This is a genomic window from Deltaproteobacteria bacterium IMCC39524 (assembly GCA_029667085.1).
In the GTDB taxonomy this organism is placed as follows: Bacteria; Desulfobacterota; Desulfuromonadia; order Desulfuromonadales; family BM103; genus M0040.
In genome coordinates this window covers 927,283-941,011 of record JARUHJ010000001.1, presented here as the reverse complement: position 1 = coordinate 941,011, position 13,729 = coordinate 927,283, and the positions used below count along the sequence as shown (strand labels likewise).

Here is a 13,729-nt window from a genome sequence, read left to right as displayed (position 1 = left end):
GAGAGAATATGGATCAATTGTGGGCGCCGTGGCGTCTCGAGTATATTCAGGGCCCCGAAGAAGGTGCTTGTATCTTCTGTGTCAATGATGAGTCTATTACAGACTCGGATCGCTTTATCCTGGTACGCCGTAAGTTCTGCTACGTCATGATGAACCGTTATCCCTATTCAAACGGGCATTTGATGATTTCTCCGTACAGGCACCTTGGCGATATGGCTGCTCTGGATGAGGACGAAGTTCTCGAAATCCATGAACTGTTAATTGACAGTCAGGCTGTTCTGCTAGCGGTGTGTGGCGCCCAGGGCTTTAACGTTGGCTGGAACCTTGGCCGGACTGCTGGCGCCGGTATCGCCGATCATATCCATATGCATATCGTCCCGCGCTGGACCGGTGACAGCAATTTTATGCCGATTCTTGCTGAGACCAGAGTCATCCCACAGCACATTGAAAAAACCTATACACTCTTGGCGAAAGCTTTTTCTGAGCTCTAACCTTTTGCCTGGCATTCCTTGCTCGATTTCCGACCAGCAGAAATCTATCTTAAATAAGACAGGGTTTTCGTTGTATTCCTTTGAGAAAACCAATAAAATCGGTTGGATGATTCAATTATCTCAAATCTTAATGCCTTGACCCTCGATGGTATTGTCAGGCGAGGCCTTAACCTTTCAGGGAGTTTAGTTCAATATGTGGCTCATTATCCAAAAAGGCGGATACCTTATGTATCCGATTGTCCTTTGTTCTGTTTTTGCTCTCGGCATTTTTCTGGAGCGGCTCTGGACCTATGTCAGGGTTCGTCGAGAATTCAGGGAGCTTGCTCACCAGGTGGAACCTTTGGTGGCCAAGGACCGGCACGAAGAGGCCGTGGCCGTCTGTCATAAAGCAGGGACGCCCCTGGCGCAGGTTTTTCTCGCTGCTTTTCGTGCTGCAGGCCGTAGCCGTGATCAGATCAAGGCGGTCGTTGAAGAAACAGGCAGACGTGAATCAGCTCCACTGCAGCGCTTTCTCGGCCTTCTGGGCACCATCGCGACGATCTCTCCACTGTTAGGTCTGCTGGGTACTGTTCTTGGTATGATTCGCGCTTTTAATGTGATTGCAAGCCAGGGAATGGGCACTCCGGCAACCCTGGGGGGCGGCATTTCAGAGGCACTCATTACAACTGCAGCGGGAATGACAGTTGCAATCCCGGTTATCCTTGCTCACCGCTACCTGACGAGTCGTCTCGACCAGCTGATCATTGAAATGGAAGATTATTCACTTCGCCTGGTTGATCTACTGGAGGAGTAAATGAGCTTTCACCGCAAGCAACGAGAGGAGCCGAGGATAGACCTGACACCAATGGTCGACGTGGTTTTTCTCCTGTTGATCTTCTTCATGATCTCCACGACTTTTGTTGAAAGCCCCGGCATCTCTATCAAACTACCGGAGGCTTCCTCGCAGACCATCGACCGTGAGCCGAAAGAGATCAAGGTTTACCTGTCTCAGGAAGGCGACATCTATCACGGTGAAAAGAAGATTTCCATAGATGACTTCAGGAGCCTGCTCGCCGAACATCAAGCTGATGCGAAGCAGACAACCGTTTTGTTGCTGGCGGATCAGGAATCGCGACACGGCAAGGTTGTTATTCTTATGGACCTGGCCCGGGATGCCGGATTTACCAAGCTGGCTATTGCAACGGAACAACGAAAGAAGTGATCAGTAATCTGTCTCTGTTGATGACTAAGCCGGAGAATATCTCATGAGTCGAACCATAGCGATCCTCACCGGAGGCGGCGACTGCCCCGGTTTGAATGCCGTCATTCGCGGTGTTGTTCGTAGTGCCACCCTGACTCGCGACTGGAGTGTTATTGGTATTGAAGACGGTTTTGATGGACTCGTTGGCACACCTCGTTGGCGAGAGCTGACACTCGCCTCTGTGCGTGGCATCCTGCCACGCGGCGGCACGATCCTGGGGACAAGCAATCGCGGCAATCCTCTAGCTTATCCTGTTGTGGAAAACGGTAAAACCCGCCTCGTGGATGTTTCCGACGAAGTTGTCAAAAACATACATGACCTTGGCGTCGAGGCCCTGATTGCCGTTGGCGGTGACGGGACCCTGAAAATTGCCAGAGCCTTGCAGGAGAAGGGGGTGCCGATGGTCGGTGTGCCAAAAACGATCGATAATGATCTGCGCGGCACGGATGTTACCTTTGGTTATAACACCGCTGTGAATATCGTCACTGAAGCCCTGGATCGACTCCACAGTACTGCCGAGAGTCACCAGCGGGTCATGGTGGTTGAGGTCATGGGCCGTGATGCCGGTTGGATAGGCCTGGAGGCCGGTCTGGCAGGTTCTGCAGATGTTATCCTGATTCCCGAGATTCCTTTCGACATGACTGCCGTTTGTGATGCTATCGAGGCACGTAAGGCCCGTGGCAGCAAGTTTTCAATCGTGGTCGCGGCCGAAGGGGCTTTTCCGATTGCCGGGCAAAAAGTTGTTCAATTGACTGGTTCTGAAAACCTGGGTGTTGAACGCCTCGGTGGCATCGGCGCGTTTGTTGCTGATGAAATCTCCCGTCGTTTGCAGGTTGAAACCCGGGTTGTTGTCTTGGGTCACGTTCAACGTGGAGGGACGCCTTCACCGTTTGACCGGATTCTTGGTTCGCGTTTTGGTGTCAAAGCTGTTGAGTTGATCGAACAGAAACGCTATGGACGTATGGTCTCTTTGCAGGGCCGTCAAGTTTCTGATGTCGATATTATTGATGCGGTCGATTCACTTAACCGCGTAGAGCCAGATGGTGATCTGGTTCGCACTGCCGAAGCTCTGGGTATTATGCTTGGGCGCGCAGGTGCTTAGGTAGCAGGAGGGTGGAGTGGATTTAACGGAAATATTGAATGGCCGCAGCGGAAAACGTGATGTCGCCTATGCCGCTTGCGGCATGCTGCTTGGTGTCATGGCTCCGATCGGCTGGATTATCCTGCGATTGATCTTGTTCTGGGATGATAGCCAGTCTCTCTCTGGCCAGGTTATGCAGGACATAATAGGGACTGAACAGAGTCGGTACATGTATACCTATATGTGTGGTGGCACCATGGTTGTTCTCGGTTTATTCGGGTTCTTTATTGGCAGGGCCTCCCAACAGATTCATGACAGGGCTTTGAAACTGGATGTTTTAAATCGAGAAGTTGCCGAGCAGAAAGCTTCCTTCGAGCAACGTTTTACCGATCTCGACCGTAGCATCAAGAACTTCCATATCATCAATACTGACCTGCAAAAAAGTGTCGATCGTCAGGAAATAATGCGCCTTTCGGCTGAGGGCTTGCACAAAGTCATCGGCTTTGATCGCGCTAACATTCTGATGGTCGATGAAGCATCTCAGCAACTTTACTTTGCGGCCAGCAGGGGGGGAGGCCTCGACGAAGCCGATGTCAAGACCCGACTTCCTCTTGATGAACGGGCAGGCTGCCTTTACAAGTCAATTAATGATCGGAAGGTGATGTTGATTGATGATATTGCAAAGATGCCCGAGGAGTATCACCTGCAGCCCCCGTGTGATGCTGTGCCGCAATTGCGCTCACGGAACTTCATCCTCTGTCCAATCATCGTTCGTGGGCAGGCCGTTGGCCTGATTGCCGTTGATAACAAGTTCAAAAAGGCCAAGCTCTCTGACACCGATGTCGATACGGTCAAGTTGTTCGCCGACCAGGTCTCCTCGTCGATGATGCGTATCAACTTACTTGATGCCGTTGAATTACTGACTCAGCAGTTGCAACACACCTTTGATGAATTTCTTAAATATCGCGATGAACATGCGGAATTAATAACATCTTTACGATTAGCGACTTCTTCTACAACGACTGCCACAGCAGATATCTCCGGCGGTGCCGGGGTTATCCAGGAGTCGGTTAACTCGACGCGTTCAGCTGTCGGCCAGATCTCCGTTTCAATCGATCAGGTTTCTAACAGTCTCAAGTCCCTTAACGAATTTATGGAAAGCTCGATTGCATCAATGACCGAGATCCAATACACCGTAAGCGCTGTCGAAGAGAGCAGCGCTCGTTCTCATGCCATGTCGGAAACAGTCAAGGAACGTGCTGAACACGGTGTTGAAACCGTAAAACAGGTTCTTGATGGTATGCGCGGAATTGTGTCTGCGGTTGAGCAGGCTGAGGGAACAATCAATGATCTCTCTCTCAAGGGAGAGCAGGTCGGCACAATCACCTCTGTCGTTACAGATCTGACACAAAAAACCAGCCTGTTAGCTTTAAACGCGGCCATCATCGCAGCCCAGGCCGGTGAACATGGACGTTCTTTCGCTGTTGTTGCTGATGAAGTCAGAAGCCTCGCTCAAGAAGCCGCTTCATCAACAGATCAAATTAATCAAATTATCGAAGAGATTCAGAAATATACAAAAGATACGGTTGACCATATTCGCAGCACGCACCGACTGGTCAAAGTTGGCATGGAGCAGGGTGAAGAGATGTCAGATGTCCTGTCCCAGATCTTGGGCAGCTCTCAGCAGGCCATGGAAATGGCTCACGATATCAGAAAATCGACGCAGGAAATCTCTCAGTCTGTTATCGGAGTGAGTAACTCGGTTGAAGAGCTGGGTGAAATGTCTTCCCAGGTTTCCAGGGCCTCACGAGAAGAGGCCAATGGAGCCAGAAGTATCGTCTCTGCTGTCGAGGAAGTCCAGACCATGTCCGATGATATGGTGAAAGCGACCTCCCGTCAGGCCGAAAATACGCGACAGATCGAGAGTTCGGTCGAACGTGTCAGTGACATGGCGCAACGTATTTTTGACGAAATGGACGAGCGTCGCAATGGCAGCCTCCAGGTTATCGAAGATCTAAGGCGCCTGAAAGAGAAGACGGCTTAGTCGCCGACAAATTTTTAACGATCAACTCTTTGGATAAACAAAGGCGAAACCATGAAGTTATGGTCTCGCCTTTGTTGCAGATAGTTTATAACCCTTAGTTATGGCATGTGTTTGTTCAGCTAACTGGGGGATAGCCCCCGAGTCTCTAGGCACTATTTAGTGCCAAACACTTTTTTCAGAATATCCGTGGTCCTTGCAACGGGGTTCTGGCGAATTGCCGTTTCTTCTGCTGCGATGTAATGAAAAATTCCGTTCATCCCTTCTGTAACAACATAGCTGTTCAGATCTGCTTTGACGTTTGGCATAAAGGGCAGGCTCGAGTACTCTCCCATGACCGCATCGTAAGCCTGAACTGCACCAACCTGATTGATGGCTTGTTCGACGATGGGCTGCATCGCTTCTGCGAGAGGGGCAGACATCTTGTCTTGGAAATATCGAGTGGCGGCATCATCAGGGCCATTGTAAATGCCCGTGACATCATCCATCGTCATCGATTCTATGGAATCCCAAAAGATTTTCTTTGCAGGTGGGGTCGCTGCTTCTGCCGCGCGGTTCAACTTGAGCTCCAGGTCGTCCATCATGGCTGTCAGACCTATCGCATCCAGTGCTTGTTTGACCCGTAACATACTATCAGGCAATGGGATGTGGATTGCGGGATCCGCGTTGAAGCCGTCAGCTTTGCCGAGTTGTCCAACGACCCTTTCCGTACCAACCCGAAGCGCGTCTTTGAGACCATTGGCGATGTCGCTGTCGGATAGATTGGAGAGTTGGGGTGTGGTTTGTCCCTGAGGGGTCTGGTTGACCGTATCCAGAAGTTCCTGACCCGACTTGAGCCAGTCCATCTGGGCATAAGCCGGCGGTATAATAACGCTCTGGAACAGAAGCAGGATAAAAACTGCGATAGAAACGTCTTGCCAGGAACAGCCTTGATTCATTGCCTGTCTCCTTAAGAGTTTCCCCGCGAAAGCAATCCTGAAGTTGCTAACCCGTCACGGAAACAATCTCTTTGAAGGTGGTGTGTCCCTCAAACATTTTCTGCATGGCTAACTCACGCAAAGAAACCATTCCATCGGCCTTGGCAATTGCGTAAACTTCGGCCATGTCTGTGTGCTCAGTGATCTTCGCTTTTAGCCGTTCAGTGAATTCGAGGACCTCAAAGATCCCGGTTCGACCCTTGTAGCCTGTGCCGCGACACTCATCACAGCCTTTACCTTCCCAAACTTTATAGTCTTTCTTCTCAAGGTCAAGATAGGTGATCTCTTCATCAGTCAGGGTTGTTTCATATTTGCATTCCTGGCAGATGGATCGGAGCAGACGCTGGGCGATAATGCCGTTAATTGTTGAGGTGATCAGGAATGCCGGAATCCCGATATCAAGCAGACGCGTGATGGATGACGGCGCATCATTGGTATGCAAGGTGGAGAGCACCAGGTGACCGGTCAGGGCTGCCTGTACCGCGTTGCTGGCCGTATCTGCATCGCGGATCTCGCCGATCATCAGGACGTCGGGGTCTTGTCGCAGGATGTTCCGCAAGACGGTGCCGAAGGTGACATTGATTGCAGCTTGCACGCCGACCTGGTTGAAGTCTTCCATCACCATCTCGATAGGATCTTCGATGGTGATGATATTGATCTCCGGTGAGGCGATAGTTTTCAGCGAGGAGTAAAGAGTCGTCGTCTTACCGCTACCTGTAGGCCCGGTGACCAGGACAATGCCATTCGGCTTTCTGATGAACTCACTGTAAAGTTTGTATTCACGTTCGTAAAAACCGATCCGGTCGAGCTTCTGCATGAGAATTTCTGGATCGAAGATTCGAATAACGACCTTCTCACCGAAAGCGACCGGCAGGGTGGAAACACGCAGCTCGATGTCTTTGGCCATGTGTTCGGTTTTGATGCGGCCGTCTTGTGGACGGCGCTTCTCTGCGACGTCGAGACGTGACAGCAACTTCAGGCGAGAGACAATCGCCGGATGGAGGTTGCCAGGAACGGTGTGGATGTTGTGCAGAACACCATCGACCCTGAAGCGGATTGATGACTTGTCTCGTTTCGGTTCTATGTGGATATCGCTGGCCCGCTGGTCGAAGGCATATTTGAGCAGGAATTCCACCGCAGAAATGATGTGTTGATCGCTACTTTCAACCTCGTCACGGCCGCGCATCTTGAAGAGCTGCTCGAGATTGGAGAGTTCAGAGCTGAGGCCCATGTCGACTTGCGCTGCTCTGACAGAGGCCTGAAAACCGAAAAACTCCTCGAGAATTTTCAGGACGTCGCTACGGGAAGCAAAAATTCTTTTGATCTTGATGCCGAGCGCATGCTGCAAGTCTTCAATCGGTCGGACATTGAATGGGTCGGCTACGGCAATTGTGATGACACCTTCCTTCTCATCGATCGGTACCACCAGGTTCTTCAAAGCGAAGGCTCTGGGGATCTGGTCGGTGACGACATCAAGTTCCAGCTTGAGGGGGTCTATCTTGATATATTCCATGCCAGACGCCTGGGCGATCAGCTCCGTGATGGCATCTTCAGTCAATTTCTTCTGTGTCGCAGGAATCTCCAGACTAAAGGAGGTGATCACCTGGGCAGGAGAGGCCAGCTCAGGCAAGTAGATCTCTTTCTTGGCCAGGTTTTTGGGCAGATGACTGTTCAGCCTTGCAGCCTGGGCATCGCCCCGCTTGAGAATCATCTCATACTGTTCATCATCGATTCTGCTGCGCTGGTGAAGGAGCTTGGCAACATCCTTAATGGTCAGCATGTACTTTTGTGGTCTCTTGTCGGTCGCCCGACGCATTGGATGGCTGTCTTCTCGAAGTTTATTTTTGTCGCTGTTCGACATGCTGGACCTCATGCATTAAGAAATGGTCTTAATCCTGCCTGTTTGTCTGCCAGAATTACGAACCATTTGCTCGAGTACAGTAGCTGTTTTTAACTGCTGGTCACTTTAGCACAGAATTTTTTTCCTGCGCAGAGGTTTCTGTTCTGTATTATTTCGAAATGTTTGAATTTGCTCAAGGTTTATCTGAGTTAAATGTATACGCTATGAAGCTTATATTTTACCGATTTGTCTTGCAGGGCAAAGGTAATAGGGTTATCTATCAATAATCGAGACAGTTGTTTTGAAAGGATTTAATCATGTCTGCTCAGACTGAATTAATTGAACGTTACCAGACTCTTCTGGGCCAGGAGATTCATGTCGGCCCATGGTTTGAAATTGACCAACAGAGGATTGATGATTTTGCACGGGTGACCGGCGACGAGCAATGGATCCATGTCGACCCACAGCGTGCGGAAAAAGAGTCCCCGTACGGAACAACAATTGCTCATGGTTTCCTGACCCTGTCGTTGTTGCCTTACCTGACCCAGAGCAATCACCCTGAGTTCTTCACTGACAATTATCCAGGTATGCGCCTGCGGGTGAATTATGGCTTGAACAAACTTCGCTATCCCGCGCCGGTTTTGTGTGGCTCTAAAATTCGCGCCCGGACAACAGTCCAGTCCGTTGAAGAGGTTCGCGATGGTGTGCAGATTGTCTACCTTCTGACGATTGAGATTGAGGGTGAGAAGAAGCCTGCGTGCGTTGCCGAACAGGTGATGCGCGTGTATCCTTAGATTCAACCTCAAATTCTTTGTGGAATAAACTTTAAGCGAGGGAACTTTTATGTCGAACGACCTTGGTAAATTCAAGTTGGATGCGGAGAAAGCCGTCCTGGTGGTGATTGATGTTCAGGAGCGCCTGGTACCGGCGATGCCTGGGGATATTTACCTGCGCTTGCGCAATACTGTTGCCATGCTGGTTGAGGTTGCCGGTTTGCTTAATCTCCCGGTTGTCACTACCGAGCAGTATCCTAAAGGAATTGGGCATACTGTCCCTGAATTGGCTGCCGCCTGCAATGAGACAGTCATTGAAAAAGTCAGCTTCGGCTGTTGTGGTGAAGCGACCTTTCTTGAGGCCTTGAAGAATACTGGTCGCAGCCAGGTGCTGATAACCGGAATGGAGGCCCATGTTTGCGTCTACCAGACGGTGCTGGGTCTACTTGAAGGTGGTTACTATGTCCATCTGATTCGAGATGCAATCTGTTCACGCAACAAAACGGATTACCTCGCAGGAGTGGCTAACGCGGGACAGGCCGGTGCCGTTGTAACTACGGCCGAAACAGTTATGTTCCAGATGCTCCAGGAATCAACGCACGAGCAGTTCCGTGCAGTGTCAAAGCTGGTTAAGGAAAGAGGTTAGTGCCGCGTCAGCTTATCGTTGACACGACACTAGCCTTTGGTTTGCGCACAGCACGAGCGACATAGTTTTTTTCTCGACAAGCGCCATTCGCGACATTTTTAGGAGCTTATATGGCCCGCAAGGTCTTTGTTGCTGCAACTGGGCAGAATAGTGGTAAAACCACGACCAGCCTTTCCCTCATGTATATGGCACGTAAAAAATACAGGAGGGTCGGTTTCATAAAACCCTTTGGTCCCAAGCCATCAATCGCCAGAAATGGCATGGTTGTGGATAAAGACGCCGCCCTGATGGCTGAAGTCTTTGGTCTTGAGGATGACCTCTCTTTGATGTCACCGCTGGTCCTTCACCCCGGCGACACCCAGAAATTACTTGAGGGTGAGCTCTCCGGCGCCGATATGGAGCGGAAAATGTTCGACGCCATAGACGAACTGGACCGCAAAAATGATTTTCTGATTATAGAGGGTGCCGGACATACCGGAGTCGGCTCGGTTCTGGGCTTCTCAAACGCACGTGTTGCCAAGATTGCTGACGCACCGGTCGTTATGGTGACTGGTGGTGGCGTTGGCAACGTTGTCGATTCAGCGTACATGAACCTTGCTCTGTTTGAGAAAGAGCAGGCTGATGTTCGCGCGGTTCTGGTCAATAAAATTATTCCCGAGAAGCGTGAAAAAACGCTGCGCTACCTGGAGCTCGCTTTTGCGAAGGAAACGTTCAAGGTTGTCGGTGGTTTTAACTACCAGCCAATTCTCGCCAACCCGACCCTTCGCCGTATCAGTCAGGTCCTCGATGTTCCCTTACATGGTAATCAGGAGGCTGCAGGACAAATTGCCCACCATGTCCAGATCGGTTCTGCTGCTACACAACGTGTCACGGAGCTTTTGAAGGAGTCTTCTCTGGTGACGGTGACCAGCAGCCGTGATGAATTATTGGTGACCCTGGCTAATATGTACAACCTGCCCGAATATCGGCACCTGCTTGCCGGGCTGGTTATCCCCGGTGTTGCCAAAATCAGTGCGATCACACAGAAAATTCTTGATAATAGTGGCATCCCCTATATGAGGACGACCCGCACAACGGCAGATGTCTTCAATACCATCACTGATGACGTTTCCAAACTTAATGCCATGGACACTCAGAAAATTAACCTGATTATGGAACTTGCCGACAAGCGTTTTGAATTTGATGCCCTGGATTCTCTGCTTGGCTGAAGTAAGTGAGTCTTTAAAGCGAGCTGTGAGCAAAACAGGGGCTCGAATTTATTCCCCGGAAATGCTATAAAGCTGATTCGGAATTGTTATTGAATGACACAGACAGGAGCATGAACTTATGCAGATAGCGCTGATTGGAATCGGTAAGATTGCCAACTACCAGATGCAGGCCATTACCCATACGCCGGGAATCAAACTGGTTGATGCGCATGATCTGGATGCGAATAAAGCCGAGGAATTGCCGGGGAGTGTTAATTTCCATGACAACCTGGAAAAGTTGCTCAACAAATCGAAGGCTGATGCATTCCTCGTTTCGACTCCGACGCCCAGCCATTTCGAAGTCGCCATGCGGGTTATCGAATCTGACCGTATTGCGATTGTGGAGAAGCCTATCTGTACCAGCCAGTCCGAGATGGATGCTCTGTTAACAGCCGCACGCACGCGTAAACTGCCACTCTACACTGCTTTTCACCCTGCCTATGGCCGTGAAGTTGATTGGTGGCGCGAACAACGTGACGCCCGTAATTTTGATCTCGGTGCCCTGCTTGGGTTTGATACTTGTTTCGCCGACCCCTACTACATTGATGGCAAGCTAACCCTGGGCGCGGTTGGTAAGGCTGGCGCCTGGTCGGATAGCGGTATTAGTGGCTTGAGCGCACTGTCCCGATTGATCGATCCGAATTCTATGGAATTGGTGGATGGTCGAATGACCGTTATCCCTTCATTGGCATGCTCCCAAGTCCAGGGGCTGGCTGTTTATAGTTTTGTTGAGCAGAATAATATTGCCTATGGCATGGTTGATACCAACTGGACTCTTGGCAAGAACTATAAAACCACGCGACTGCGTTACGAAAATGGTCTTGTCGCTCTGGATCACGCCAAAGAAGTCGCGACTCTGAGCCTGAGTGGTCAAGATTCTCTGGTGTTTAACCTGGCCACTGACAAGCCTCGCCTGGTGAATCACTATTGTGGTGTCTTCTCAGACCTGACAGAGATGTTCAGCAAGGGAGAGGACAACACCGAGCTTTCCGAAGTGCTGCATCGTTTGCTCTTCGCTGCGCTGCAGCACTAATCCATGCTTCTTGTCCCCGTAGCCAGATGCTACCTTTATGTGCTTTTGTTTGAATTGAAACTATGCAGCAACGCCTGCAAAAAATAATCGCCGCAGCGGGCTATTGCTCCCGTCGACGTGCTGAAGAACTGATTGCGGCGGGCAGGGTGCGTGTCGATGGTCATGTCGCAGTTATCGGCGAAAAGGCAGACGGCCAGGCTGCGGTTATTCTGGTTGATGACAAACCGCTGCAGTCGGCTGAAAAACTTGTCTATGTTCTGATCAATAAGCCTCTGGGAACAGTGACAACTTTAAGTGATCCAGAGGGCCGTCCTGTAGTCACGGAACTGGTCAAAGAGTTTGGCGTACGTCTCTTTCCTGTCGGTCGCCTGGATATCAACACCTCTGGCTTACTGCTGTTAACCAACGATGGTGCTTTGGCTAATCGTTTGGCTCATCCGAGCCACCAGGTGGATAAACGCTACCTGGTCAAGGTGCGTGGGCAACTGTCCAACGCTTCAAAGCGTCAGCTCGAAGAAGGTGTTGAACTTGAGGACGGCATGTCGTCGCCGGCTAAACTTGTCAATCTGCGGATCAGTGGCAATCACAGCTGGTTTGAGTTGATTATTCATGAAGGTCGCAATCGTCAGGTCCGTCGCATGTGTGAGGCCCTGGGGTATCAAGTCAGTCGGCTGGTCCGTATTGGCTACGCCTTTTTGACTCTGGATAATCTTGCTCCCGGGCAGAAACGTCTGCTTTCTGAACGAGAGGTTAAGCGTTTACAGGGGTTGAATAAAAAAGGATAGGAATTAACTTCGTGTTCATGGCAGCCGTGCGAACCTGGCTGCGCGTCTGACGCAGGCTCATCTGTGGTGGATGGACAGCTTGCAGGGGGAAATTATGTCGATATCACTTGATTACACCAATATGATGAAGGTTGCCATTGGCTCAGACTACGGTGTCCACGACGAAGAACTCGCCGAACTGTCCGTTCAGACCAAGGCCATTCATCAACTGATCCAGAAACGGCGCGATGCTGGTGAGTTGCCCTTCTTTGACCTGCCGAATGATCAGGCCATGATTACTGAAGTGCTCTCCCTTGCCAAAGAGATCCAGGAGCAGTTCGATAATCTTGTGGTGCTTGGAATAGGGGGGTCTGCTCTCGGTACCACGGCCGTTTTTAACGCACTCTGTTACGGCCACAACCTGAAGGACAAAGAGCAACGAGGTGATTTGCCGAGGCTGTTTGTTCTCGACAACGTTGACCCTGATGGTTTTTCGGCGCATCTCGATCTCTGTGACCCAGCGCGAACCTGTTTCCTGGTGATCAGCAAGTCCGGCACAACTGTGGAGACAACCAGTCAGTTTCTGGTTGCTCGGCGCTGGCTTGAAAATGCTGTCGGAGCCTCTTATCGCAAACACTTTGTGCTGATTACCGACCCCAAAAAAGGCGTCCTGCGTGAATTGGCTGATCGAGAAGGCTATCGCAGTTGCGCTATCCCGGCAGGTGTCGGTGGCCGGTTCAGCATTTTTACGCCTGTAGGCCTGTTGCCTTTGGCCTGTGTTGGTGTTGATATCAGACAGCTACTCAAGGGTGCGAGTGAGTTTTCAGAACATCTCTGCCACGATGACCTGAAGACAAATCCGGCTTACCTGAACGCAACTCTTCAATATCTTGCCTATCAGAAAGGGTTGACGATCTCAGTGTTGATGCCATACAGCGACCGGTTGAGAGATATTTCAGACTGGTTCCGGCAATTATGGGCGGAGAGTCTTGGTAAAAAATTCGGTACAGACGGCACTTTACGAAATGTCGGGCCCACCCCAGTGAATGCTCTTGGCTCAACAGATCAGCACTCCCAGGTCCAGCTTTATATGGAAGGGCCTTTCGATAAGGTCGTCACTTTTGTTGCCCTTGACAGCTTTGATCGGGATCTTCCTTTACCGGGTTACGAGGCTTCACCGCAGATGGCTTACCTTGAAGGTCATTCCCTTGGCGAACTCATCGGCGTGGAGCAACAGGCGACTGCCGCAGCTCTCACCAGGAACGGCCGGTCAAACTGTACGATCAGACTTCCGGGGGTCACTCCGGAGACTGTTGGGGCACTGCTGTTCCTGTTTGAAGTGCAGACTCTTTTCGCAGGTTATCTTTTTGATGTTGACCCTCTCGATCAGCCCGGAGTGGAAGAAGGTAAGCTTTTCACCTACGCTCTAATGGGCCGACAAGGGTACGATGAGAAGGCAGCAGAATTCAAGTCAATCCAAGGTCGTCTTGAGCCGCGAATTCTTTCTTGTGGTTGATTGTCTATTTAACTGATTTCAAAAGAGAATTCATGTTCTAACAGGGCTCTCATAGCTTGACATGTTGAGCCTTTTTGGTT

Annotated in this window: 13 protein-coding genes; 11 read left to right on the top strand and 2 right to left on the bottom strand. The window is 50.6% G+C overall.

Going from position 1 to position 13,729, the window contains the following annotated elements:
• Window positions 1–8: 8 nt before the first annotated feature.
• The 5 genes from P9J64_04395 to P9J64_04375 all read left to right on the top strand — a co-directional run bounded on the left by P9J64_04395 (window position 9) and on the right by P9J64_04375 (window position 4,856).
• Entirely contained in the window at window positions 9–491 is a 483-nt protein-coding gene (locus P9J64_04395; protein ID MDG5467557.1) for an HIT domain-containing protein, read from the top strand.
• A gap of 193 nt (window positions 492–684) precedes the next feature.
• Window positions 685–1,284, top strand: coding sequence for a MotA/TolQ/ExbB proton channel family protein (locus P9J64_04390; GenBank protein MDG5467556.1), 600 nt, complete (start codon window positions 685–687; stop codon window positions 1,282–1,284).
• A complete protein-coding gene (locus tag P9J64_04385) occupies window positions 1,285–1,692 on the top strand; it encodes a biopolymer transporter ExbD (protein ID MDG5467555.1) in 408 nt (135 codons plus the stop codon).
• 43 nt (window positions 1,693–1,735) lie between these two features.
• The gene (locus P9J64_04380) at window positions 1,736–2,833 is read left to right on the top strand and encodes a 6-phosphofructokinase (protein MDG5467554.1); all 1,098 of its coding nucleotides are present in this window, start codon (window positions 1,736–1,738) and stop codon (window positions 2,831–2,833) included.
• 16 nt (window positions 2,834–2,849) lie between these two features.
• Entirely contained in the window at window positions 2,850–4,856 is a 2,007-nt protein-coding gene (locus P9J64_04375) for a methyl-accepting chemotaxis protein (GenBank protein ID MDG5467553.1), read from the top strand.
• 152 nt (window positions 4,857–5,008) lie between these two features.
• Here the strand turns inward: P9J64_04375 and P9J64_04370 are convergent, their stop codons facing one another.
• Both P9J64_04370 and P9J64_04365 read right to left on the bottom strand, forming a co-directional pair.
• Window positions 5,009–5,791: a DUF4197 domain-containing protein gene (locus P9J64_04370; GenBank protein ID MDG5467552.1), complete on the bottom strand. Its 783-nt coding sequence runs from the start codon at window positions 5,789–5,791 to the stop codon at window positions 5,009–5,011.
• Window positions 5,792–5,837: 46 nt separating this feature from the next.
• Window positions 5,838–7,691 (bottom strand): GspE/PulE family protein, encoded by a 1,854-nt coding sequence (locus tag P9J64_04365; GenBank protein MDG5467551.1) that lies wholly within the window; start codon window positions 7,689–7,691, stop codon window positions 5,838–5,840.
• A gap of 296 nt (window positions 7,692–7,987) precedes the next feature.
• On the opposite strand from P9J64_04365, the gene P9J64_04360 reads away from it, so the two are divergent.
• The 6 genes from P9J64_04360 to P9J64_04335 all read left to right on the top strand — a co-directional run bounded on the left by P9J64_04360 (window position 7,988) and on the right by P9J64_04335 (window position 13,649).
• Window positions 7,988–8,464, top strand: coding sequence for a MaoC family dehydratase (locus tag P9J64_04360; GenBank protein MDG5467550.1), 477 nt, complete (start codon window positions 7,988–7,990; stop codon window positions 8,462–8,464).
• A 49-nt stretch (window positions 8,465–8,513) separates the two neighbouring features.
• Window positions 8,514–9,089 carry an isochorismatase family protein gene (locus tag P9J64_04355; GenBank protein ID MDG5467549.1) on the top strand — a complete coding sequence of 192 codons (576 nt, stop codon included), beginning with the start codon at window positions 8,514–8,516 and terminating at the stop codon, window positions 9,087–9,089.
• A gap of 110 nt (window positions 9,090–9,199) precedes the next feature.
• The gene (locus P9J64_04350; protein ID MDG5467548.1) at window positions 9,200–10,297 is read left to right on the top strand and encodes an AAA family ATPase; all 1,098 of its coding nucleotides are present in this window, start codon (window positions 9,200–9,202) and stop codon (window positions 10,295–10,297) included.
• 118 nt (window positions 10,298–10,415) lie between these two features.
• Window positions 10,416–11,369 carry a Gfo/Idh/MocA family oxidoreductase gene (locus P9J64_04345; GenBank protein MDG5467547.1) on the top strand — a complete coding sequence of 318 codons (954 nt, stop codon included), beginning with the start codon at window positions 10,416–10,418 and terminating at the stop codon, window positions 11,367–11,369.
• 62 nt (window positions 11,370–11,431) lie between these two features.
• Entirely contained in the window at window positions 11,432–12,154 is a 723-nt protein-coding gene (locus tag P9J64_04340; protein MDG5467546.1) for a pseudouridine synthase, read from the top strand.
• Window positions 12,155–12,248: 94 nt separating this feature from the next.
• Window positions 12,249–13,649, top strand: a complete 1,401-nt coding sequence (locus tag P9J64_04335; protein ID MDG5467545.1) for a glucose-6-phosphate isomerase — start codon at window positions 12,249–12,251, stop codon at window positions 13,647–13,649.
• The last annotated feature ends 80 nt before the right edge of the window (window positions 13,650–13,729 follow it).